This is a genomic window from Candidatus Borreliella tachyglossi (genome assembly GCF_003076595.1).
In the GTDB taxonomy this organism is placed as follows: Bacteria; Spirochaetota; Spirochaetia; order Borreliales; family Borreliaceae; genus Borrelia; species Borrelia tachyglossi.
Genome location: NZ_CP025785.1, coordinates 627936 through 651479, shown reverse-complemented (window position 1 = coordinate 651479; position 23544 = coordinate 627936). Strand labels below are relative to the sequence as shown.

Here is a 23544-nt window from a genome sequence, read left to right as displayed (position 1 = left end):
GAAAATAATCAACATAACCTATAAATTGGAAAATAATCAACATAACCTATAAAAATGCTTGAATTTTTATTTAATACTTAATATTATGAATTATGAAAATATTCGAACTTTTATTTTTAAATAATAGTTCACTATTATTTAAAAAACATATTATTTAAAAAATTTAATATATATAATATATCTAAATTTTACATTCAAGGAGCATAATATGCGTAACCAAATACCTTATATTTTTATACTGTTATTAATCTTTTCCGTCTCGGCTTTTGCAGATGAGACAGACACGGAAAAAGATGCGTTTAAATTAAATCCATGGAGTCCTAAATTTGAATTCGAAAACAGCAGTGAGTTTAGATTCGACATGGATGAACTCGTTCCTGGTTTGGAAAATAAAACCCAAATAGGCATCAAATTTTTACCATCTGAAAAAAATGCAGAATTGGGCAAGAATGATCCTTTCTCAGCTTACATTAAAGTAGAAGATTTGGGTTTAAAAGTTAAAGGAAAGAAGGATGCTACATTTAAGCTTGATGTAGGGAATATTACAGCAAAAATCAATATGTATGATTTTTACATCAAAATGGATTCAATGACTGATTTTGATTTTAATCAAGAGTCTTTATTTAGCTTCGCCCCAATGACTTCCATCAAAAGTAAATACTATGGTTTCCCTAGCAATGACAGAGCTACTAGTAAAACAATTCTTGCAAGAGGTACAGCAAAAAAAATAGGTACACTACAGTTTGGATACACGCTACCTCAGTTAGAACTTGTGCTTGCAATTGGAGCTACAGGAACAGGTAATCGAAATGATAAAATAACCGGTAGTGAATCAGATGACGATAAAAAGAAAAAAGAAGATACGCCTTACAATGATGTTTACAGGGGTATGCTTTACGGGATACAGGCAAAATGGAAGCCAATAAAAAATGTGTTGGAAAAAGACACCACTGCTGTCATGGCAGAGTCTCCATTTGAATTAAACTTTGGAATCTCTGGAGCGGTTGGTAACAAGGTATTTAATGACTCGTCAATAACGTATGGACTTAAGGATAAATCCCTTGCTGGGTCAGATCTTTTCATTCCCACTTTATCAAATACATCTATTATGACCTCTCTTGGATTTATATATAAGATGGGGCTTTCAAAAATCAACGACAAGAATACCTATCTTGTTTTGCAAACAGGAGCTGACGTTGGATTCGATTTATTTGCCAGTGATTTTTCTACATTTGGACACATCTCTAGAAAGGCAAATACCTTCAAGACTAATCCTGACGATCCAAAAGATAAAGATGTATTCCACGAAAAAGTAAATAAACTTGCCTTCGACCAAAAAAAATCCTTTAACACTGCATTCTCTGTAGGGGCTAATATAGGTTTAGCTTGGAATAAAGATGAGGGAGAAAAAGAATCATGGTCAATTAAAGGAAAAGATTCTTTTAATACAAGAGTATTCGGAGAACAAGATAAAAAATCTGGAATTGGACTTGGAATTAATTATGGACAAAATTTATATCAGCCTAAGTCTTCAAAAAAATTAGTAAAAGATATCGCTCAAAACGCATTTAAAACTTTAAATGTTGAGATTTCAACTTATGAAGACAATAAAAAAGGAATCCTACCTGGCCTTGGTTGGATAGCTTCAATGGGAGTTTACGATTTATTAAAAAAGAAGCCTAAGGCAGAGGATATAATAACTATTCTTGCACAATCTGATGATGCTGGGGGTATCGCATCACCTTCATTTGTAGAAGCTACTAAACTTGGTGGTGCTTTATACCTCGATTACGCAGTACCTGTAGAATCTATATCACCAAAGGCGTATATAACTCCGTATGTAGGAACCCACGTCCTAAGTTCACTTAAAGGTGATAGTAATATATACCTAAAAGCGGGACTTGAGCTGGACAATTTAATAAAGGCCACAACAGTCTCACTTGGATGGGATTCAAATGATATCTTGGCAAAAAAAGACAAAATGGGAAGTGTATTCCTCAAATTTAAAATCGCTTTCAATTAAATAAAATAAACTTGTATAAAGAATAGAAATTTATTCTTTATACAAGATATAAATTCATACATTTATATCAATAATCTTAGCTATTCAGATGTAAGCCTTATGTTGATTATTTTAAATTCCTATCCTTACAGATCTTCTCATAAGCATTTCGAATCTTAATAAATTTTTCATTCGCTTCTCTTTGCTTAATAGGTTCATTTGCAAATCTATCCGGATGACATTGCATAACCAGTTTTTTATAAGTTTTCTTTATGTCATCATCACTGGAGCTGTGCTTTAAACCCAATACCGCATAAGGATTCACAATCTCTATATTAATGTTTTTGTAAGTATCATAATTCTCAAAATCAAGCTCAAGAAAAGAACTAACATAAAGAATAAATCTATCTCCTTCTGCATTCTTATACCTAGCTAGCTTATTAATCTCTTTTAGAGCTGAAACAAGCCACACAAAAAGATCTTTATGCTGAAAGTATCCAAGTTTTAGTGTATACAATATTTTGTCTGCATTTCTGTTCTTAGTAATATAGAAATGAAATATATTATAAAGCTCTGTCTTATGTCTTTCAGACAAATTTAAAGAATTAATAATAAAGTTAATATAGTTTAATTGTTCACCTGTCATTGATCCCAAAATAGAAATCAACTTAGCCATTAATAAAAAAGACAGCTTATAAAATTCAAATTCCCTTGACTTAGAATAAGAATAACCTCTTGTTGTATATACCCTAAAACCCCCCAAAAGACTGGAGATTATAAAAAAAATAATAAACATGAACAGTATGCCCAAAGTAAAGGGATTGAAAATCAAAACAAGTAACAACAATAAAAATAAAATCCGAAACAAATTAGACATCGAAACAGGTAACCTATTAATTAAAATTAAGGCATATTAAAACTACTAATAAATTCTATGACTTCTCGCTTTATAGCTCTAAGCACATCCTCCGATTTAGTTTTTAAAGCTCTAACAATAAAATAAGCCACCCTAAGAGAATCATCTCTATTTAGCCCTCTGGAAGTAATAGCAGCAGCTCCAATTCGAATACCAGAAGCTAAAGAAGGATTTCTTGTATCAAAAGGGATCACATTTTTATTAAGCGTAATATTTACACCCTCAAGAATCTTTTCAGCATCAGCCCCCGTAATACCCAAAACGCCAAGATCAACCAAAAATAAATGATTATCAGTTCCACCGCTGACTATCCTAAAACCCTCTGAGTCAAAATATTCAGCCATGGCTTTGGTATTATCTATTACTCTAGCAATATAATCTTTAAAGTCCTCTTTCAAAGCTTCTCCAAAAGCTACCGCCTTACCAGCAATAACATGCATTAAAGGTCCCCCTTGAGTTCCTGGGAAAACGCAAGAATTAATTGCATTCTCTAGTGTTCGCTCCTTATTATTGTAATTAATAATGCTCTTAGCTTCTGTTCCTGATAGAATTAATCCCCCCCTGGGTCCCCTTAAAGTCTTATGTGTGGTGCTTGTAGTCAGATGTGCAACATCAATAGGAGAGTTATGGAAGCCTGTAGCAATAAGACCTGCCGTATGCGCAATATCACACAAAAGATACGCAGAAACTTCATCAGCTATCTCGCGAAATTTCTTAAAATCAATTTCTCTTGAATAAGAAGAAGCACCGGCTATTATTAAGTTAGGCCTACACTCTTTAGCTATTCGCTTAACCTCATCGTAATCAATAATCTCAGAATCCTTTGACACTCCATAAGAATACGCATCAAAATAAATTCCAGAAAAATTGACCTTACTACCATGAGTTAAATGCCCACCATGAGACAATTCCATTCCAAGGACTCTATCTTTAGGCTTAATAAGTGCCATTATCGCAGCCATATTAGCCTGAGATCCACTATGAGGCTGCACATTAGCATAACTTGCACTAAAAAGTTCTTTTGCTCGTACCATTGCCAAACTTTCAATCTCATCAACAACAAAACACCCACCATAATATCTCTTAGAAGGATAGCCTTCGGCATATTTGTTAGTTAAAATACTTCCAACAGCCTGTCTTACATCCAACGATACAAAATTCTCTGAAGCAATCAATTCAATGTTCTCTCTCTCCCTCTTAGTTTCCCTTTTAATTAAATCAAACACAACCCTATCTATCATTAATATTTTCCTCCAAAGAAAACCTATAATTCAGAGAATAATTGTCATTGCTTAAGCTTTTATATTTCAATAGTGCCAAGTCTAAGTATTCACTAGATATTAAATGATCATCAAAATCTTCCTTGTATCCATAATGAATATAATTCTCTGACATATTTAAAAAATAACTAGAACTATCCTTAAATAATACCGCATTTATTATATCAAAATAAATAAACCCAATATTATCTAAAAAGAATTCACACCAAGTATGCTTTTTAAGGGTAGCAGACTCAGAATCAAAATAAAATCCAACTGCAGTTCGTAACGGTATATTTTTTTGCAAAAATATCAAATTTGTAAGAGTTATTAGATTATCGGCCGAAATTTCTCTCACTTTAATAGACTCAGCCAAATTTAAATCATTATCGGTAATTCTGAAATACAAAATTAAAGCATCAATAATAGACTTAGCTAATTCATAAACTGACCCACTATCTATTTTACCTATAATCAGAGTCACTGGATTTAAATCAAGTGACTCATAAGACGAATATTTATTTTTTTTATTTAAAACATATGCCTTAAATTCATGCATATCCTTATCTGTATTCACCTTAATATTCTCTAAAGCTTTTCTATCAAAAATTTCTAAATCTAGATTATAAGTCTCAACTTCAAATTTAAAATGATGTTTATCCCCTTTTAGGCTTTTAAAAAATAAATTATTTAAATCTAATCCAATACCATTATTCTCTGAAAACTTAATTTTCTGCCTTGCATTTTCAATTGGACTTAAATAAAAAACATTAAAATTAATATCATGCAGCTTCAAACTAGAATCTCTCTTGGTATCTTGCACAAAATAAATTTCATGAGATATCTTAAAATTTTTAACTCTACCCAAAGTCCACTTAAAAAAATTCGGTTCAAAGTTAAAAAATATCTTATTACTTTCAATTCCATCAACCAATAAAAAAATCTCACCCTTAAGGCGCAGAGTCTTTGGCGGAATGAACTCTATCTCCTCGCCACTCAATCTTAATACATCTTGAGGAAGAACTTTGTAAAGTTCTTCCTTTGTTCGAATAAATATCTGAACATCAGCAGCAGCTGTTGTCAAATTTCTGCCTCTCAGTATAACAGGAATGTTTGTCGTTAACCTTAGCCCCTGAACAGCAAAAATAAAAGGTTCATTCACTCTCTTAAGTTTAATTGGAACTTGCCTACTAATAACAAGAAAAAGTTCATTACTAATTCCTTTTTCACTCCGTATAAAAATCAAACCCGAATGTATTTCATCTGTAATTTTGAATACTACTTCCTCATCACTCCAACTCACAATGCTACTCTTAGTTAAATAGTGATCATTAATATTAATATCTCCAACCTTAGTACCTAAATTATGTCCTCTAATCACAATTATATTTTCATGCGAAGCAGGAATTGGCGATATTTCATAAATTACAGGTTTTAAATAAAATAAGAATCCAGAAAAAATAAATAACCCTAGTAAAATTAAAAAAACCAAGCTTAAAACAAAATATTTACTCTTAAAAACCCTTGCCAAAAACTAACCTCTTCTAACCTTAGTCCCCTCTTGCGTGTCAATTAATACAAATCCCTTAGAAATAAAATAATCTCTAATCTCATCAGCACGTTTAAAGTTTTTTCTTAGCTTTGCAAGTCGTCTCTCTTCCAATAAAGCATTCATGGAGCTATCAAGGTGTACCTTATCTCTCTTGAGCTTTTTTAACACTTCTTCTCTTAAACTAAGAGATAAAACCTCATCAATCTTAAACGTAAGTGTAAGCTTGCAAAGCGTTTCTAAGTTATCATCTTTCAAAATATCCCAGAGTAATGCCAATACTTGTGGAATATTTAAATCAAAAGCCACTTTTTCTAAAAAATCATTATAATATCTACTCTCTAGAGAAGCTCCCATATCGTGATAATCCCCCTTATTAAGCAATGCTATATCAACTTGACTTAACATAGTATAAAGAGATGTTAACTTACCTAGCATATTTTCCCTAGCTAACCTGCAAGCTCTAAGATTACTCAATGTAAATTTAAGTTGAGTTCTATAATGTGCCGTTAAACAGAAATATCTAAAATCTAAAGGTGAAAATCCATCATCCTCTAAGTCCTGAATGGTAATAAAATTATTGGTTGATTTTGACATCTTTTCATCTTCCATAATTAAAAATTCGCCATGCACAAATATGTTACACCACTTTTTATTTAAGTAACATTCAACTATGGCTATTTCATTTATGTGATGAACACCGATATGATCAACACCTCCTAAATGAATATCGAGAGCATCATTGAAGCAATCTAAATTCATGGCAGCACACTCTAAATGCCAACTTGGATAACCAAATCCCCAAGGTGAATCCCATTTCATTTCCTGATTTTTAAATTTTGAATTCGTAAACCACAAAACAAAGTCTGACTTATTCTTTTTTGATATATCTACTTCCACTCTAGAAACAGAAACATAATTAGAATTATTTGGATTAATGCATGCCATCTGACCATAATTTTTAAAACGAGAGGTATCAAAATAAACATTACCATTAGCAAAATAAGTGTAATTATTCTGTTCAAGAACTTTGACCACTTCTATCATGTTATCAATATATTCGCTTGCAACAAGAACATTATCAGGACGTATTATATTCAACTTTTCACAATCACAAAAAAAAGCTTCTGCAAAAAATCTACTAATCTCATAAACCGTAAGTCCTCTTTCTCTCGCAGCCTTAACTACCTTATCCTCTCCTTCATCAAGATCACCTGTCAGGTGACCTATGTCAGTAATATTCATCGCATAATTAACCTTGTATCCTAGTAATCTTAAAGACTTAATAAGCAAATCTTCAAAAATATAAGTCCTAAGATTACCTATATGTGCATAATTATAAACAGTAGGACCACAAGCATAGACTTTAATGCAGTTAGAGTTTTCTACCTCAGATAAATCCCTTGTCTTTGTATTATATAATTTAAGAATCATAAACCCTGTGAAAATTAATTTTCTGGCTAATACAATCTCCACCTAACCTACTTACAAGTTTATTATATTTAAAATAATTTGACAAATTTATTAACAATACAATCGTTATAATTTCTAAAATTTATTTAACCAAATAATTCCCAAAATTTTTACTTCAAGTTTGAAAAAAGTAATTGTCTAATATAAAATTAAGCAGATATGCTAATAAACATAAATAACTTCTTAAGTAAAATCAATGCTAATCCTATAACAGAAAATCTTGCAAACTACACAACCTATAAAATAGGGGGCATTTCTAAACTATTTTTCGCACCCAAAACCATCAAAGATGCCGAGCATCTATTTAAAACAGCAATAGAAGAAAAGGTTAAAATATTCATTCTAGGTGGTGGATCCAATCTATTAATAAACGATGAAGGAGAAATTGATTTTCCCATAATATACACTGGATACTTAAATAAAATTGAACTCCAAGGTAATAAAATTACTGCTGAATGCGGAACTAATTTTGAAGATTTATGTAATTTTGCACTGGAAAATGAATTAAGAGGATTAGAATTTATATATGGAATTCCTGGGACACTTGGGGGCGCAGTTTGGATGAATGCTAGGTGTTTTGGAAATGAAATTTCTGAAATATTAGATCTGGTTATTTTTATAGATGAAAATGGTAAGCTTATTTGCAAAAAATTTGATAAAAGTGAATTTTCATATAAAATGTCCCCATTTCAAAATAAAAACCTTTTCATACTAAAAGTCACATTAAATCTAGCAAAGGGGAATAAAACGCATATTGAAAAAATTATGAAACAAACCAAACAAAACAGAATAGATAGAGGTCATTATCTCTTTCCAAGCAGCGGAAGTACATTTAAAAATAATAAAAATTTTTTAAAACCTACCGGACAAATAATTGAAGAATGTAACTTAAAAGGACTAAAAATTGGAGACGCATCAGTATCACAATACCATGGAAACTTTATTATAAACCATAAAAACGCCAGCGCTAAAGATATTAAAGCTCTAATTGACAAAGTAAAAACTGAGGTACAAATAAAAACCAGCTTTTCACTTGAGGAAGAAATCCTCTATATTGGCTTTAAAACCAAAACTTAAAACTACATCCCCTGAAGTTCCTTATCAATACCCTCAACAATATCTTTCATCTTAGTGATTTTTTCTCTAGCTCCCCTAACTAAATCCATATGCTCACGCAAAGGCCCTAATGCATCTAAACTCATCTTAGAAACTTCAAATTCATTCAAATCATTATTTAAATTATTGAACTTTCCGTTCACAAAAAGGTAATTATTAAATATTTCCTTATACATATTCTTAGTATCTTTAATCTTAATATCATGAGATAAATACTTACCCTCAAAGGATTTAATTTCCTTAATATGTTTGTTAATCGTAATATTTATCCGCTCATGCTGCACAGAATTATTATTAACATTATCCTGGATATCCATAAAATTCTTATAAATAGTATCAATTTCTGAACTTATAACCGAAATAATATTATTAACCGTTTTAAGTTCATCCTTAATAGTTGTTGAATATTTACCAGAATTTATAGCAAGCTTCCTAATTTCCTCTGCAACAACAGCAAAACTTTTACCAGCATCACCAGCTTTGGCAGCCTCAATGGCTGCATTCATCGCAAGCATATTCGTTTGAGCTGATATTAACACTAAAAGCTTATTTGCACTTTGAAGATTATTCGTCTGAGATAAAAGTTCAGAAAAATTCTTATTAACACCTTCAAAAATAGAATTTAATTCAAAAACTCTACTTTTAACACTATCAATATTTGTAGAATTTGCTGCAACAACTTTATTGAAGATCTCTAAATTCTTATCTATGCCATAAAAAGCAGTGGCATTATCTTCAAATCTAGTAGCAATATCTGCTATATTTTTATTATGATCACTAATTGGCTCAGATATTGATTCAAAATCTTTCAAAATATTAAGAATTGATTTTTCAATTTTAGAAAAAGTATCCCCTATTCTCTCATAAATAGAAAGACTAGTACCCACCTTGTCTATTTCTGTTTCAGATATGCTTATCTCATCTAAATATTTACCTAACTTATGTGAATAACTTTTAATTCTATTGATAGCATCAATCGTTTTTGAAGAAAAGCTATTAAATTCAGAAGCAATATAAGAGAAAATCAAAGATGTGTATTTAACTTCTAAAGGAGGGTCAATATTTAAAATGTCATCTTTTGCCTTCTTATGCTGAAACATAATCCTAAAATCTTCCATAACAGGCAAAATTAGGCTCTTGCAAAGATAAAATATAATAAACAAAGAAAGTAACAAAAATCCCAAAAATAATACCGAATTTGATTGAAATCCAAGAGTGGCAGAGCTCATATTCCATATAAAACCTTGAACCACATTCCCATCAATCTGGATCGTATTTAATAAATACGAAGAATTCCCATGTTGAAAAATATGCTCAAAAATATTAGGATCTGTCTTAACATATCCCAAAGATCTACTTACAGCACTGCGCTCATACCCTTCTGAAAAATTATCAGCACCTATTTCATTAATACCTAAAAACAAAGGCTTAAACTCTCTGTCAACCACAAAAAATTCATAGTTTGTATTGCTAGATTTAAGACCAGAATTAAATTGACTTGCGATATTGTTCAGCAAATCCTCAAAACAAACTACCAAACAGATTACACCCAATACCTCAGAACCATTCTTAACAACCGGAACACTTACAACAGTGTAAAAATTATTCCTTACTTTCTGATAACTTGAATAATAAGCAACATTAGTCTTTGCAGGAATAAAATAAATTGGATGCTCAATAATATTATTTATATCCAAGAATGAAAAGTCTCTACTTGCAATCAAAACATTTTGTCCAATAGGAATATAAAAAATTCCCTCCAAAGAATCCTCTTTAAAAGGTATATACTTAAAAATTTTGCTTACCTTACTAAATTCTTTCGAATTTAAAAACAAATCACTACTGACTTTCAAATCATACATAGATTTCAAGTCAATACTTGAAATAAAACTACCCGAAGCATCCTTCAAAACACTCAAAACTTCATCATCCTTAATAAAATTATTAAGGATGTGAATAGCATAATCATATTTGTTCTTAAACTGAAAAGTAACATTACTTGAAAATATCCTAAAATCAGACCTAACACGTTCCAAATATCCATTTTTATAGCTTAAATATGCTTGGCCTATAAACAACAAACTAAAGCAAACAAAACCAAAAAGCATGAAATAAATAAAAAATCTCATATTTTTTAATTTCACATTTACTGAATCATCATGCATAGAAAGTTCTCCAAAATTAAACCTACAAAAACAAAACTTCAAGCTGTTATAAAACATTATATTTACATAATTAAACACATATCCGAATAATTATTTTATTATTTAGATATATGTATATAATTATATAATAAAACATATATAATACTAGTTGATTATATTATTTTGTAAAAAGTTTTGTGAGGACTTAAGTGAAAAGAAAAAATTCCAGTTTCACTCTTTTTTATAAATTTAATGCTGTCATTCTTATATACACAATAGTTATTGTTACGACTACTTTTTTACTATTAAACTATGGATACAGAAGAATAATAACAAAAGAGCTTAAAAATTTTACAAAATTCGTCAATAACATTATGATAAAAAGTTTCGCTGATGATACAAGAGAGATGCTGGAAATTATTAATGATCTTATTGGGCATACCAAGACACAAAGCAGTCAAAGCTTGAAGTACATAATATCTAACAATAAGTTAAGCTTATTCCCAAACTACATAAAAATAATAGAATATATAAATAAAAGTGGCGAAATATTATATTCAAGTGATGAGAAGAGAATCAACACCCGCATAACCTTGAAAGATTTAAGAGAAGGTAATACAAATACAACTCAAATACTTAGGTTACATAAAAATTTAACAAAAATAAACAATAGGGCTTACATACCAATGATTTATAAGATTTACAAAACAAGCCAAAACGATTTGTATAATAAAAACATAAACTCAGAACAAGGAGCCACAAATCATAATGAGTATATTATCTTATATGTAGACATACTAGAACATATAAGACACTTGAGAAAAAATATATTTATGCTTATAGAAAGGTCTTTATTAGAAAAAGGGAATCACCACAAAAGTTCTCACTACTTCAAGATATATACTATCAACAACCTGGGCGATGTTTTTGGTGAACAAGATGAAGAAACACTTGAGCCTACAAAATTATCTATAAATAACTTATTCGAAAACAATCCCAAAATAACAACTCAATTGCTGAATGCAATATCTAAAAGAACCAGTAATTATAATATTAACTACAATAATAACATGCTCTCTTTGGTAAGACTTACAACTTCATCTTGGTACTTAGCCATACAAATTAACTATGATAATATATTCTCAAATGAGCTAGACAAGATTAAATTGATGTCAATATCAATAATATCAGTACTTGTAGTGATATTTATATTAATAATGATATTTACAATCAAGAATTTAGTAGTGTCAAAAATAGTCAAGCTAAATGAGATTATCCCAAAAGTCAAAGAGGGCGATTTAACAATTAAGATTGAATCAACGGGGAAAGACTCAATCAGTGACACAATAAATCATTTCGGACATTTCATTGAAAACTTAAAGAAGGTAATAAACTCACTACAAGATAGAGTAAAATTATTAAAGGATAATGGCGATTTGCTATTTAATGAAATAAATAACGCTTATGATACAATAACAAATTCAAACAATTACATAGAAAAAACACAGGGAGAAGTAGAAAAGCAAGTCGAGTTTATTTCAAATACAACAAACACAATCGAAAGTTTATCTAAAAATATTGCATCACTTGACAACTCAATTGAAACTCAAGCTGCAAGCGTTGAAGAGTCATCATCAGCTATTGAAGAGATGATAGGAAGCATACAATCAGTCACAGAGATAACACAAAAAGCTGCAAAAAGCACAGAGGAACTTAAAATATTCTCTGATGATGGTCGAAAAAAGCAAGAAGAAGTTATTATGCAAATTAAAGATATTTACAAAAATTCAACAAGACTTCAAGAAGCCAATGCTCTAATATCATCAATTGCTAGTCAAACCAACTTACTATCAATGAATGCGGCCATTGAGGCATCTCATGCTGGGGAAGCTGGTAAGGGATTTGCAATAGTTGCAGAAGAGATCAAAGACCTTGCAGAGCAAGTTACTTCACAGTCAGAATCAGTTGCGACATCAATAAATGAAATAATGGATTCAATCAATAAAACAGTAAAAACATCCGAACTCACAAATAAAGCTTTCAATCAGATATTTGATTCAATAAACCTCGTAGTTCAAGTCATAGAAGAAATAAATCATACTATGCAAGAACAGTCAATCGGTAGTCAAGAGATCTTAAAGTCTTTAAATACAATGAGAGAAATAACATATGAGGTAAAAATTGGTTCAAATGAAATGTTTAGAGGAAATAAAGAAATAATTAATACAGTTTCTGTTCTAGAAGAAATTAATATCACAGTTTCAAATTCAATGAAGAGTCTAAAAGAAGAAATCAAAAAACTAATAGGAACAATCGAGACAATCAAAACTTTTGGAACAACAAACTCAAATCATATTACAGAGATTAACAAAGACACAAATCAATTTAAAACAAAATAAAACCCGTTTAGAGGTAAAGCTTATGCAAAAGAAAACATTTTATATTACAGAACAATATTTAAAAACCTCTTTAATGCTTTTTCCAATTTTTGCCTATACAAAAACATTTTTAGAAGGCACTATAATATCAATTTGGATCTCATTTTGTATCTTATTGCCAGCAATAATCATCAATCAAATAGAAATAAGAAATCAAATATTAGGAATCTACTTGATAATGATAGGTATTTTTGTTAGCTTAACTTACCTGTTTATGTACCATGTAACTCCTGTTCTTTATGGCAATCTAAGATTTTCAATTCCTATTTTAACAGTTATAATAGTATCATTTCATAAAAATGAACCTTTTAAAAATCTAAAAGACCCTTTAAAAATATTACAATATTCCAAATTACCATTAATCACATTTATATCATTAAGCTCAACAACGTCACTCTTTAGAGAAATATTAAATACTGGAAGCTTGCAACTTTTCAGTACAAAATTATCAATCATTAAAGAATTCGGGATAACCAAAATGCCGCATTATAGCTCAAATGTTTTCTTAGTAGCATCATTAATATTCTTATTGATCAATGCATTAAGAAATCCTTAATTCTCTTATTTGTTAATGCGTTAATATCCTATTTATTAATGCATCAACAAATATTAAAGGGGATCAATAATGATTAGCAAAATAAAAAAGGATTTAGAAGATAAAGTTACCCACATAATAAGAAGCCTTGCCTTAAGTAAAAATGTTAAATTAGATAAAGTACCTATAATAATTCAAAAACCTCCAAAAAGTGAGCTTGGAGATTTATCAATATTAATATTTCAATTTAGTAAAATCTTAGACCTTAGCACATCTGTAATTACTGAAGAGATCATTAAACAACTTGGGGAACAATATGACATGAAACCAATGGGTCCTTATTTAAACATTAAACTCAATAGAAAAGAATACATTAAAGATACAATCCACAAAGTCAATAGAGAAAAGGAAAAATATGGTACAAATAATTTCCTAGAAAGCAAAAAAATAGTAATAGAATTCTCCGCACCCAATACAAATAAACCATTGCATGTAGGACATCTTAGAAATGATATTATTGGCGAGAGTCTATCAAGAATACTTAAAGCTTCTGGTGGTCAGATAACAAAAATAAACCTAATAAATGACAGAGGCGTACATATTTGCAAATCCATGCTTGCTTACAAAAAATTTGGAAATAATACTACCCCCGAACTCTCCTTAAAAAAGGGAGATCATTTGATTGGTGATTTCTATGTAAAATATAACGAATATGCTAAAGACAATGAGTCGGCAGAAGCCGAGATACAAAACTTGCTCTACAAGTGGGAAGGCGGCGATACGGATACAGTGCAACTCTGGAAGAAATTAAATAAATGGGCTATTGAGGGAATTATGGAAACGTATAATCTTACAAATACTACATTCGATAAAATTTATCTTGAAAGCGAAATATTTGAGATCGGACGAGAAGTTGTACTTAAAGGATTAGAGAAAGATTTATGTTATAGAAGAGAAGATAATGCAATATGTATAAGCATTCCTAGAGAAGAAAACGACGGAAAAGAAATCAAAATTAAAGAGAAAGTACTCTTGAGAGCCAATGGTACATCTATTTATCTTACTCAAGATTTAGGAAATATAGTAACTAGAAAAGAAGAATTTAATTTTGATGAGATGATTTATGTCGTTGGAAGTGAGCAAATTCATCACTTTAAAACTTTATTTTTTGTTGCAGATAAATTAGGCATTACGAAAGAAAATAACCTCAAACATTTATCATATGGAATGGTAAGCTTACCTGAAGGCAAAATGAAATCAAGAGAGGGAACTGTAGTTGATGCAGATACTCTCATCCATGAGCTAGCCGCATCAACTGCACTAGAGATTAAAAAGAGACAGTCAAATAAAAAAGATATTAAAAAAACTGCCCTAGACATCTCGCTAGGAGCTATTCACTACTATCTACTAAAGACAGCCATACATAAAGATATTTTATTTAATAAAGAAGATAGTTTATCTTTTGTTGGAAATTCGGGTCCCTACATTCAATATGTAGGAGCAAGAATCAATAGTATACTTGAAAAATACGATGAATTAAATTTGTCTAAAGAAAATATTAATTTAGATCTTTTAGAACACGAAAAAGAATGGGAAATAATTAAAATTATTTCTGAATTTGAAGAGCATATTATTAAGGCATCAAAAGATCTAAATCCTTCATTAATAGCTAATTATACTTACTCACTCGCAAAAAGCTTCAGCACATACTACCAAGAAGCAAAAATAATAGACATAAACAACCCCGAACTCACAAATTCAAGAATAAGTTTATCAAAAATAGTTCTGCAAACAATAAAAAACTGTATGCATTTACTCAACATTCCCTACATAACAAAGATGTAAACTTGTAACGTTTAATTTTACAAGTCTGCATCACAATAATTCAAAGTCATCCTTATTAAATATTGATATTATCTTTTTATGATATTTTTTAAATATATAGTACCTTTTAAGCTTAAGCGTATTAGTAAGTTCTTCTCCAATAACAAAAGCATCCTTTAATAAAGTAAATCCAACTATTCTTTCAAAAGTCTTAAAACCAGATTTAGAATTAATTATATCCGAAATACATTTAGAATATAGTTTATTAACAGCATTATTAGATAATAACTCATCGTAAGAAGAAAAGCTTATTCCATTAGAACTCGACCACTTTTCAAGAGTTTCAAAATTGGGCACAATAACAGCTCCTAAAAATTTTTGATCCTGACCCACAATCATAATATTCTCAATAAGTAAAGATTTAGATAAAGCTCTCTCAATAGGTTCCGGTTCAATGTTTTCTCCACCTCTTAGCACAATTGTATCTTTACTTCTACCAACAATTGAAATTTCATGATTAATTGTTGCGCGAACCAAATCACCTGTTTTAAGCCATCCATCTTGTGTTAAAGCCTCATTTGTCATCTCCTCATCTTTAAAATAACCACTCATAACCTGAGGTGATTTTATCCAAAGTTCACCCTTCTCACCAGGAAGTAAATCACTGCCATTACTATCAACTACTCTATACTCAATATCTGGAAGAAGAGGTCCAACAGTTCTTGCAATAGGATGCCTAAGGCATCGTACACTTAAAACAGGACCTGTCTCTGTAAGGCCATATCCTTCAAGAACCTTAATCCCCAAGGCTTTAAAAAAATAATCAACATAGTCTACCAAAGCCCCCCCACCAGAAACACCAAACTCATATCTTTTTCCAAATGCCTTTCTTATCTTTCTGAAAACTAAAATATCTCCTAAAAATTTAAAAGGAAAAATCAAAATTAATCCAGAAAGATATATTAATTTCATAACAAATAAAACTAATAAATTCGATTTCTTATAAACAGGAACAAGACCTAAAAATTTCTCCTTAAGCTTTATATAAAGAATTCCCACCTTGAGGAAAACGTTAAATAAAACTCTCTTCAAAAGAGATTCCGATACCCTTTTAATAATGCCAATCCTTATCCCCTCCCAAATTCTCGGGACAGAAATAATTGTATAAGGATTTAAAGCTGCAAAATCTTTAAGCAAAATAGGCCCAATAGGCTTTGAATAAGCAATTGACATTCCCTTAAGAGCAACTATATACTCACAAGCCCTCTCAAATGAATGCCAAAGAGGAAGAATAGATATCATTATTTTCCCTGGTTTCAGTAAAGGCAAGTAATCATAAATCCTATCTATTTGAAAAATAAAAGATTCATGACGAAGCATAACACCCTTTGGAAATCCTGTTGTGCCTGAAGTATATATTATAGTAGCAAGATCTTTAGTAGTGCCCTTTTCAAGCTCAGTATCAAATGCCTTAGGATTATCTTTCAAATACTCATCTCCCAAACTCAATAATTTTCTATAAGAAATTATTGTAATATCTCCTAACCTCTCTCCATTAAACTTATCATCGTCAATAACAACAATGTGTTTAATAAATTTAAGTTCGTGCTTTTTAGAAATAATTTTTTGAAGCTGTTTATTATTCTCCACAAAGATAAAGCTAGATTCAGAATGATTAATAATATACGATAATTCATCTTCAGGAGAATCATTACCCCTCGGCACATCAATGCATCCCAAGCTCATAATAGCAATATCGATAATTATCCACTCTCTTCTCGAATCAGATATAAGAGATACTCTCTCACCTCTCTTGACTCCATAATGCAGAAGTCCAGACGCAATCATCTTAACTTCATTCCAAAATTCAGAATATATCTGTTTCTTAAAATCTTTAGATTCGTTCTCTCTATAAATAAAAATATCAAGATCACCATAAAGTCTAGCCACCTCATTAAAGCGTTTGGGTATAGTATCTAGCATAACTCCTCCTTAACTATAATAATTTAACACAAAGAGCAAAATACTAACAGTAATGTTATAAAAGCTATGAACAAAAATAGAGTAATACACATTTTTGTGTATTAAATAAATATAAGCTAAAGCAAATCCAATAATCAATGTAACGAAAAATCCCATAAATCCATAATAAAGATGCCCATAACCAAAAATGATACTACTAAGAAAAGCTGAAATCAACGAACTAAATCCCACCTGTTTAAGTTTGGTAATAATAAAAGCTCTATAAAACAATTCTTCAACTCCTCCCGTAAAAAGAGCAGTAATACCCATTAAATAAAGTGCTTGCTTACTGTATATCTTCCATCTAAAAGAAGTAGTTCCATCTGCTTCAAGCCAAGATAATAATGATGGAAAAAGATAAAAAAGAAAGGAATAAACAATAGTCAATATCAAAATAAATAAAATAAAGATCTTAATAAAGATCCAAAATGACTTCCAAACAAAAATTAATCGAAATTTAGGAATATAAAACTCATCTCTGAAATCATAAGAGCTTGTTAGCTTAGAAAAATATACAATGAAAACAATTAAAAAAGTAGCATAGAACCAATACACATAATGATTTTTACTAAAATTCCAAAGATCCTCATCAATGCTCTTGAAAGGAGCTACAAGAGTAATCACACAATAACATAAAAAAAGCTCTAAGAAAGCATATTTGATAGGATATTTATTATTTAATAGTCTCATAATAAATTATAAATACATATTCATAACATTGTCAAACCTAGTAATTACTAATTCAACAATGATTTGATATATTGAAAACAACAATTCTTAAAAAGAGATTTCTAGTGATTTTTTTATTCATAATAAGTTCATTAAACTTATTAATACAATACTACTTACAATTCAACCTAATATATTTAAATTTAACTTTAATATTAATTTTTCTAATAAAAAAGAATGCTCATCTAGTACTCACTTTTATGATTAGCACAAGCCTTCTAGTAATTTTTGAAACTAGCTTAAAGTTTAAAAGATTTGAGGATTATTACTATAAAATAACAAATATCACCTACATGACAAAATATTCAAACACCAAGATTGAATCACTAGATGGATTTGGAAATGAGTACAGCTTTACATTTGAAAATATTAATGATAAATATAAAATCGGCGATATAGTCAAAATTCAAAATAATAACATTCAATTTATCAAAAGACCATTGCTTGTCAAAGCAAGAGAGAAATATAATAAACTACTAAATCGATTCTTCAATGAAATAAGTCCTACCTATTCTCATTTTTCAAAAGCGATTTTAACTAATGACAAATCTGAGATAACAAAATATGAGCGCAATCTATTTCAAAAAGCAGGCATATCACATATATTAGTGGTGTCTGGCCTACATTTTTACTTGCTTTATATCATTTTTCATTATTTGCTCTATCTCATAAAAAATGAAATACTCAAATATGTAATTTTAAGCATAATTTTATTTAATTATCTAATCCTAACGGGATTCTCACCATCGGCACTAAGAGCATTTATAATGATGGAAATACTTATGATATATAAATCAGTATATGGAAAAATTAATTTGCTTAATACACTATCAATTAGCTTTATAATAAGTGCTATTATTCTACCACACACACTAAATTCAATAGGATTTAAACTATCTTATCTTGCAGTATTTGGCATATCAATCTCCCTTTATCTTAAAAACAGATACAATTTAAATGCACTCATATCTTCAATTCTTACAACCTTTTTGATTCAAGTTACAATCGCCCCTGTTCTTTATGCTCACAATTTTAACCTTTCGGCAATCTCAATCCTGGCAAATTTAATAATTACTCCCCTAATGTTAGTATTTTTATTAGTAAAAATACTAACATTAGGGTTCTACACATTCAACACACATCTATTTTTGTTATTTGATCTAATAAACACTTATATATTTAAGGCAATAAAAGACATAGCAACAATCTTCAGTAAATTTCCTGTAATTCAAAGTCATAACATAAGTGTATTTTTATTCTTAAGTATCCTAATATTATTCTACATAATCTACAAATTAGAAAGAGAGAAGAGACATTGTAGCAAAGATTAAAACATATTCTACCAATATGCTATGATTTTACTACTTATGAACATAAACTATAACAGCGTAAATAGCATCAAACTTCATCTAAAGAAAAAAAACATAGCTCCAAGAAAAATATGGGGGCAAAATTACTTAATTAATGAACACATAAGAGAAAAAATAGTAGATGCACTTGAAATAAAAGAAAATGAAAAAATTTGGGAAATAGGCCCAGGTCTTGGAGCAATGACAATTATTCTACTCAAAAAAACAAATTTTCTGACTGCGTTTGAAATTGACCCTAAGTACTCAGAAATTCTGGATGAACAATTTGGTGAGTTTAAAAACTTTAAGCTAATAAAAGGTGATTTTTTAAAGACATACAAAAAAGAAGAAAGAAATATTAATAAAATATTTTCAAATTTACCTTATAACATCGCATCAAAAGTGATATCCATGCTTATTGAAGATAAAATCTTAAAGAATATGGTATTTACAGTACAAAAAGAACTAGCAGATAGAATGCTTGCAAAGGAGGGTAATAAAAACTACTCTTCATTCACCATTCTAGTCCAATCACACTTTAATGTAACTAAAATAATGGATATCAACAATAATAATTTTTATCCAATTCCTAAAGTAAAATCTACAACTCTCAAGCTAATTCCTCAAGAAGGAGCAATCTCAGACTTTAAAGAATTCAATAAATTAGTTAGAACAGTATTTACAAGTCGTAGAAAAAAACTCAAAAACACAATAATTAACTTTTTAAAAAACGAAAAAATTATTCAAGAAGAATTCTTAAAAAACTTCCTAGATAAAAGACCAGAAGAGATTTCTGTCCAAGAATTCATCGAAATTTCAAATAAATTAACTACCTATCATCAAGGCACTTGTTAATACAATATCGTCTACAGAGCAACCTCTTGAAAGATCACTAACAGGATTTTCAAATCCCTGTAAGAAAGGTCCATAAGCTTTAGTAAAAGATAATCTCTCAACCAGCTTATATCCAATATTTCCAGACTCTAAACTAGGAAAAATCAATACATTAGCATCACCGGCAACTACAGAATCCCCACACTTTTTCTCTGCAACACTCTTAATTAAAGCTGCATCAAGTTGAAGTTCTCCATCAATGAGTAAGTCTTTACATTTACTCTTGACAATCTTTAAAGCACATTGCACTTTTTCAACTTCCATGGAATGCGAAGAACCCTTTGTAGAAAAGCTTAACAGAGCCACTCTTGGCTCTGCATCAAAAATATTCTTAAAAGAATTTGCACTCTGTATTGCAATTTCTGCAAGCTCTAAAGAATCAGGACTGACAACCACTGCGCAGTCAGAAAAAAGTAAAACTCCCCCATGACCAAAACAAGAAGCTCTAGTCAGACTACAATCATTACCAGTATTCATAAGCATAAAAGATGATACAAGCTTAGTGTCCTTCAGCTTGGGCAATATCGTAAGTGCACTTCTTAAAACCTTGGCAGACGACGTCAAAGATCCACAAACACAAGTTTTAACTTCGCCAAGCCTTACCATCATCATAGAAAAAGCAATTTCATTTAAAATTTCTTCTCTAGCCTTATTGAAGGCTAATCCCTTCTTTCGTCGTAAATTAAAATATTCATCCAAATATCGATTAAATCCGCTAAAAGAATTGGGATCTATAACTTCTACCATTGCTAAGATATCATCTCTAGGGCTTACAAACTCTTTTAAACTTTTAAAAATCTCATCCTTACTACCAATCAGAACCACAAGCCCTGCTAACTTTTCCTTTAAAAGTTCAATTGTTGCCTCTAAAATTCTAATATCACTACTTTCAGGAAAAACTATGCTAGCCTTATCTCTATTTTCCATCACAACTTTTCTTGCTCTACCGAACACATATTCTTTAAAATTAAACAATCCCATAATATTCCCTATATGATATTCATTAATAATGAATATCATATACTATTTAACAAACAAAATGCATAAAATAGCTTATACTAGTATTAAAATATGAATACAATATAGCAAAAAGGAAACATCAACTTAAGTGAAAAAAAAGAATTTAGTTACAGCCGCATTACCATATGTTAATAACATACCCCACCTTGGTAACTTAGTACAAGTCCTATCAGCAGATGCTTTTGCAAGATATTCAAGGATGATGGGAATAGAAACACTTTATATTTGTGGAACAGATGAATACGGAACAGCTACAGAAACTAGGGCTTTAATTGAGAAAATTACTCCTGAAGAACTTTGTAGCAAATATTACGCTATACATAAATCAATCTATGAATGGTTTAACATTAAATTTGACCACTTTGGACGCACAACTAACAAACATCACAAAGAAACCGTACAAGACTTATTCTTAAAGCTAGAAGAAAATGGTTATATCAATGAGAGAGAGAGTGAACAGTTTTTTTGCACTCATGACCTTATGTTTCTAGCTGATAGATATATAATAGGTGAATGTCCAAATTGTGGAAGCAATGCAAAAGGTGATCAGTGTGAAAACTGTTCCAAGATCTTATGTCCCACTGAGTTAATAAATCCTAAGTGCATAATTTGCAAAAATGTACCTATTCTGAAAACAACCAAACATCTCTATATTGATCTTCCACAAATAAAAAATGAACTTGAGGATTGGATAAAAACATCTACCGAAAATTCAAATTGGAATACCAATGCTATTAAAATGACGTCTGCATTCTTAAGAGATGGCCTTAAAGAAAGAGCAATAACAAGAGATTTAAAATGGGGGATACCTGTACCCAAAAAGGGATATGAAAATAAGGTGTTTTATGTATGGTTTGATGCCCCAATTGGATATATCTCAATTACAAAAGAAATTGCAAAAGATTGGGAATCCTGGTGGAAAAATAATAGTGAAACAAATCTGGTACAATTTATTGGAAAAGATAATATCTTATTCCACACTGTTGTATTCCCTGCCGTAGAGCTTGGAAGCAGAGAAAATTGGACAATGTTAAGCAAGATATCTTCAAGCGAATATTTAAACTATGAAAACCTAAAATTTTCAAAATCTAAGGGAACTGGAATATTTGGAAATGATGTCATTACTACTGGAATACCTGCTGATGTATGGCGATTTTATATATATTATAATAAGCCTGAAAAATCTGACTTTCAATTCATGTGGGATGATTTTATGGAGAGGTCAAACTCTGAACTTATTGGCAATTTTTCAAATCTTATTAACCGTGTATTAACCTTTTATAAAAAATTTTTTACAGATCAGATAGATCAGATAGAAATAAAACAAGATTTCTGGGGAGAAATCAATATTAAATATGCTAAAATCCTAGATTTTTTTAGTAAAACAGAACTAAAATCAGCATTAAAAGATATTCTTGACATCTCAAGTCTAGGTAATAAAATATTCCAAGATAGAGAACCATGGAAGACAAAGGATAGTGCTCCTGGAGAAACAAAAGAACTATTGGTAAATCTAATATACCTAATAAGAGATCTATCAATCTTAATATCACCATTTATACCTCAAACAAGCGATAAAATAAGAAAATTTTTTGGTGAAAGTTATGAAATTTCCAACAAATTCTTAGGCACAAATTTAGGTCTAAGCACCATTAAAACTACAGAGGTGCTATTTAGCAAGCTAGAAAAAGAAGTGATTGATAGTTTAAAATTAAAATACTCGGGAGGTAAAAATATGCAAGAGCAACAAACAGAAAATCCAGTAAATTTATTCAGCGAGAAAGTTTTCTTAAGGGTTGTTAAAGTAAAAGCAATAGAGCGGAATCCAGATGCAGAAAAACTATTCATTTTAAAACTTGATGATGGAACTCTTGAAGGAAAACAAATTGTAAGCAGTCTTGCAGACTATTACACGGAAAAAGAGTTCATTGGAAAACACATAATAATCGTTGACAACTTAAAGCCTGCAAAATTTAGAGGAATAAAATCTGAAGGAATGTTAATCTCAACTGAAGATAAGGATAAGAACTTTAAAGTAATAATTATGGAAGACTTTAAAGACAATCCCATCTCTGGTGAACGCATAATACTTGAAACTGATAGTGGTAAGGAATTACACTACCCATCAAAAATCAGCGTAGATAAATTCTTGAAAACCCAAATTGTAGCAGAGAATGGCGAACTTAAAATAAACGGAATCAACTTAATACTAGAGCACTCTAAAGAAAAAATACTATCTAGAGACATTCCAAATGGAATAGTGTATTAAAATTC

At 30.2% G+C, this 23544-nt stretch carries 16 protein-coding genes; 8 read left to right on the top strand and 8 right to left on the bottom strand.

Annotated elements, in window-relative coordinates; all coding sequences use genetic code 11:
* Nucleotides 1-208 precede the first annotated feature (208 nt).
* On the top strand, nucleotides 209-2023 hold the full coding sequence (locus tag CR532_RS03150) for an integrin-binding adhesin P66 family protein (RefSeq protein ID WP_108729364.1): 1815 nt from the start codon (nucleotides 209-211) through the stop codon (nucleotides 2021-2023).
* Between the two features lie 106 nt (nucleotides 2024-2129).
* Here CR532_RS03150 and CR532_RS03145 read toward each other — a convergent pair whose 3' ends face one another.
* Genes CR532_RS03145 through CR532_RS03130 form a run of 4 tightly spaced genes read right to left on the bottom strand, consistent with a single transcriptional unit; the run spans nucleotide 2130 to nucleotide 7160 of the window.
* A complete protein-coding gene (locus CR532_RS03145) occupies nucleotides 2130-2879 on the bottom strand; it encodes a J domain-containing protein (protein ID WP_108729363.1) in 750 nt (249 codons plus the stop codon).
* Between the two features lie 26 nt (nucleotides 2880-2905).
* Nucleotides 2906-4159: a serine hydroxymethyltransferase gene (gene glyA / locus CR532_RS03140; protein ID WP_108729362.1), complete on the bottom strand. Its 1254-nt coding sequence runs from the start codon at nucleotides 4157-4159 to the stop codon at nucleotides 2906-2908.
* Nucleotides 4149-5708 (bottom strand): IPT/TIG domain-containing protein, encoded by a 1560-nt coding sequence (locus CR532_RS03135; protein WP_108729361.1) that lies wholly within the window; start codon nucleotides 5706-5708, stop codon nucleotides 4149-4151. Before CR532_RS03135 ends, glyA begins: the two co-directional genes overlap by 11 nt.
* A 3-nt stretch (nucleotides 5709-5711) precedes the next feature.
* A complete protein-coding gene (locus tag CR532_RS03130) occupies nucleotides 5712-7160 on the bottom strand; it encodes a cysteine--tRNA ligase (RefSeq protein WP_108729630.1) in 1449 nt (482 codons plus the stop codon).
* A gap of 198 nt (nucleotides 7161-7358) precedes the next feature.
* On the opposite strand from CR532_RS03130, the gene murB reads away from it, so the two are divergent.
* A complete protein-coding gene (gene murB / locus CR532_RS03125; protein WP_108729360.1) occupies nucleotides 7359-8276 on the top strand; it encodes a UDP-N-acetylmuramate dehydrogenase in 918 nt (305 codons plus the stop codon).
* Between the two features lie 2 nt (nucleotides 8277-8278).
* Here the strand turns inward: murB and CR532_RS03120 are convergent, their stop codons facing one another.
* Nucleotides 8279-10480, bottom strand: coding sequence for a methyl-accepting chemotaxis protein (locus CR532_RS03120; RefSeq protein WP_108729359.1), 2202 nt, complete (start codon nucleotides 10478-10480; stop codon nucleotides 8279-8281).
* Nucleotides 10481-10668: 188 nt separating this feature from the next.
* Here CR532_RS03120 and CR532_RS03115 point away from each other — a divergent pair, with 188 nt between their 5' ends.
* From CR532_RS03115 to argS, 3 genes are all read left to right on the top strand, one after another.
* On the top strand, nucleotides 10669-12858 hold the full coding sequence (locus CR532_RS03115; protein ID WP_108729358.1) for a methyl-accepting chemotaxis protein: 2190 nt from the start codon (nucleotides 10669-10671) through the stop codon (nucleotides 12856-12858).
* Between the two features lie 22 nt (nucleotides 12859-12880).
* Nucleotides 12881-13453, top strand: a complete 573-nt coding sequence (locus tag CR532_RS03110) for a hypothetical protein (protein ID WP_108729629.1) — start codon at nucleotides 12881-12883, stop codon at nucleotides 13451-13453.
* Nucleotides 13454-13522: 69 nt separating this feature from the next.
* Nucleotides 13523-15277 (top strand): arginine--tRNA ligase, encoded by a 1755-nt coding sequence (gene argS / locus CR532_RS03105; protein ID WP_108729357.1) that lies wholly within the window; start codon nucleotides 13523-13525, stop codon nucleotides 15275-15277.
* A gap of 30 nt (nucleotides 15278-15307) precedes the next feature.
* On the opposite strand, the gene CR532_RS03100 is transcribed toward argS, so the two are convergent.
* Both CR532_RS03100 and CR532_RS03095 read right to left on the bottom strand, forming a co-directional pair.
* Nucleotides 15308-17239, bottom strand: coding sequence for an AMP-binding protein (locus CR532_RS03100; protein WP_108729356.1), 1932 nt, complete (start codon nucleotides 17237-17239; stop codon nucleotides 15308-15310).
* Between the two features lie 9 nt (nucleotides 17240-17248).
* Complete coding sequence (locus CR532_RS03095; protein ID WP_108729355.1) at nucleotides 17249-17968, bottom strand: CPBP family intramembrane glutamic endopeptidase; 720 nt, start codon at nucleotides 17966-17968, stop codon at nucleotides 17249-17251.
* 104 nt (nucleotides 17969-18072) lie between these two features.
* On the opposite strand from CR532_RS03095, the gene CR532_RS03090 reads away from it, so the two are divergent.
* Nucleotides 18073-19338, top strand: a complete 1266-nt coding sequence (locus tag CR532_RS03090) for a ComEC/Rec2 family competence protein (protein WP_108729354.1) — start codon at nucleotides 18073-18075, stop codon at nucleotides 19336-19338.
* Between the two features lie 36 nt (nucleotides 19339-19374).
* Nucleotides 19375-20211, top strand: coding sequence for a 16S rRNA (adenine(1518)-N(6)/adenine(1519)-N(6))-dimethyltransferase RsmA (gene rsmA / locus CR532_RS03085; protein ID WP_108729353.1), 837 nt, complete (start codon nucleotides 19375-19377; stop codon nucleotides 20209-20211).
* Here the strand turns inward: rsmA and pta are convergent.
* Nucleotides 20182-21231 (bottom strand): phosphate acetyltransferase, encoded by a 1050-nt coding sequence (gene pta / locus CR532_RS03080; RefSeq protein ID WP_108729352.1) that lies wholly within the window; start codon nucleotides 21229-21231, stop codon nucleotides 20182-20184. The two genes, rsmA and pta, sit on opposite strands and share 30 nt — an antisense overlap.
* Nucleotides 21232-21358: 127 nt before the next feature.
* Here pta and metG point away from each other — a divergent pair, with 127 nt between their 5' ends.
* Entirely contained in the window at nucleotides 21359-23539 is a 2181-nt protein-coding gene (metG, locus tag CR532_RS03075) for a methionine--tRNA ligase (protein WP_108729351.1), read from the top strand.
* Nucleotides 23540-23544: the final 5 nt, after the last annotated feature.

Coding starts and splice junctions, on each gene's coding strand:
- CR532_RS03150 (WP_108729364.1), top strand. CDS start 209: ATGCGTAACCAAATACCTTATATTTTTATACTGTTATTAATCTTTTCC.
- CR532_RS03145 (WP_108729363.1), bottom strand. CDS start 2,879: ATGTCTAATTTGTTTCGGATTTTATTTTTATTGTTGTTACTTGTTTTG.
- glyA (WP_108729362.1), bottom strand. CDS start 4,159: ATGATAGATAGGGTTGTGTTTGATTTAATTAAAAGGGAAACTAAGAGG.
- CR532_RS03130 (WP_108729630.1), bottom strand. CDS start 7,160: ATGATTCTTAAATTATATAATACAAAGACAAGGGATTTATCTGAGGTA.
- murB (WP_108729360.1), top strand. CDS start 7,359: ATGCTAATAAACATAAATAACTTCTTAAGTAAAATCAATGCTAATCCT.
- CR532_RS03120 (WP_108729359.1), bottom strand. CDS start 10,480: ATGCATGATGATTCAGTAAATGTGAAATTAAAAAATATGAGATTTTTT.
- CR532_RS03110 (WP_108729629.1), top strand. CDS start 12,881: ATGCAAAAGAAAACATTTTATATTACAGAACAATATTTAAAAACCTCT.
- argS (WP_108729357.1), top strand. CDS start 13,523: ATGATTAGCAAAATAAAAAAGGATTTAGAAGATAAAGTTACCCACATA.
- CR532_RS03100 (WP_108729356.1), bottom strand. CDS start 17,239: ATGCTAGATACTATACCCAAACGCTTTAATGAGGTGGCTAGACTTTAT.
- CR532_RS03095 (WP_108729355.1), bottom strand. CDS start 17,968: ATGAGACTATTAAATAATAAATATCCTATCAAATATGCTTTCTTAGAG.
- rsmA (WP_108729353.1), top strand. CDS start 19,375: ATGAACATAAACTATAACAGCGTAAATAGCATCAAACTTCATCTAAAG.
- pta (WP_108729352.1), bottom strand. CDS start 21,231: ATGGGATTGTTTAATTTTAAAGAATATGTGTTCGGTAGAGCAAGAAAA.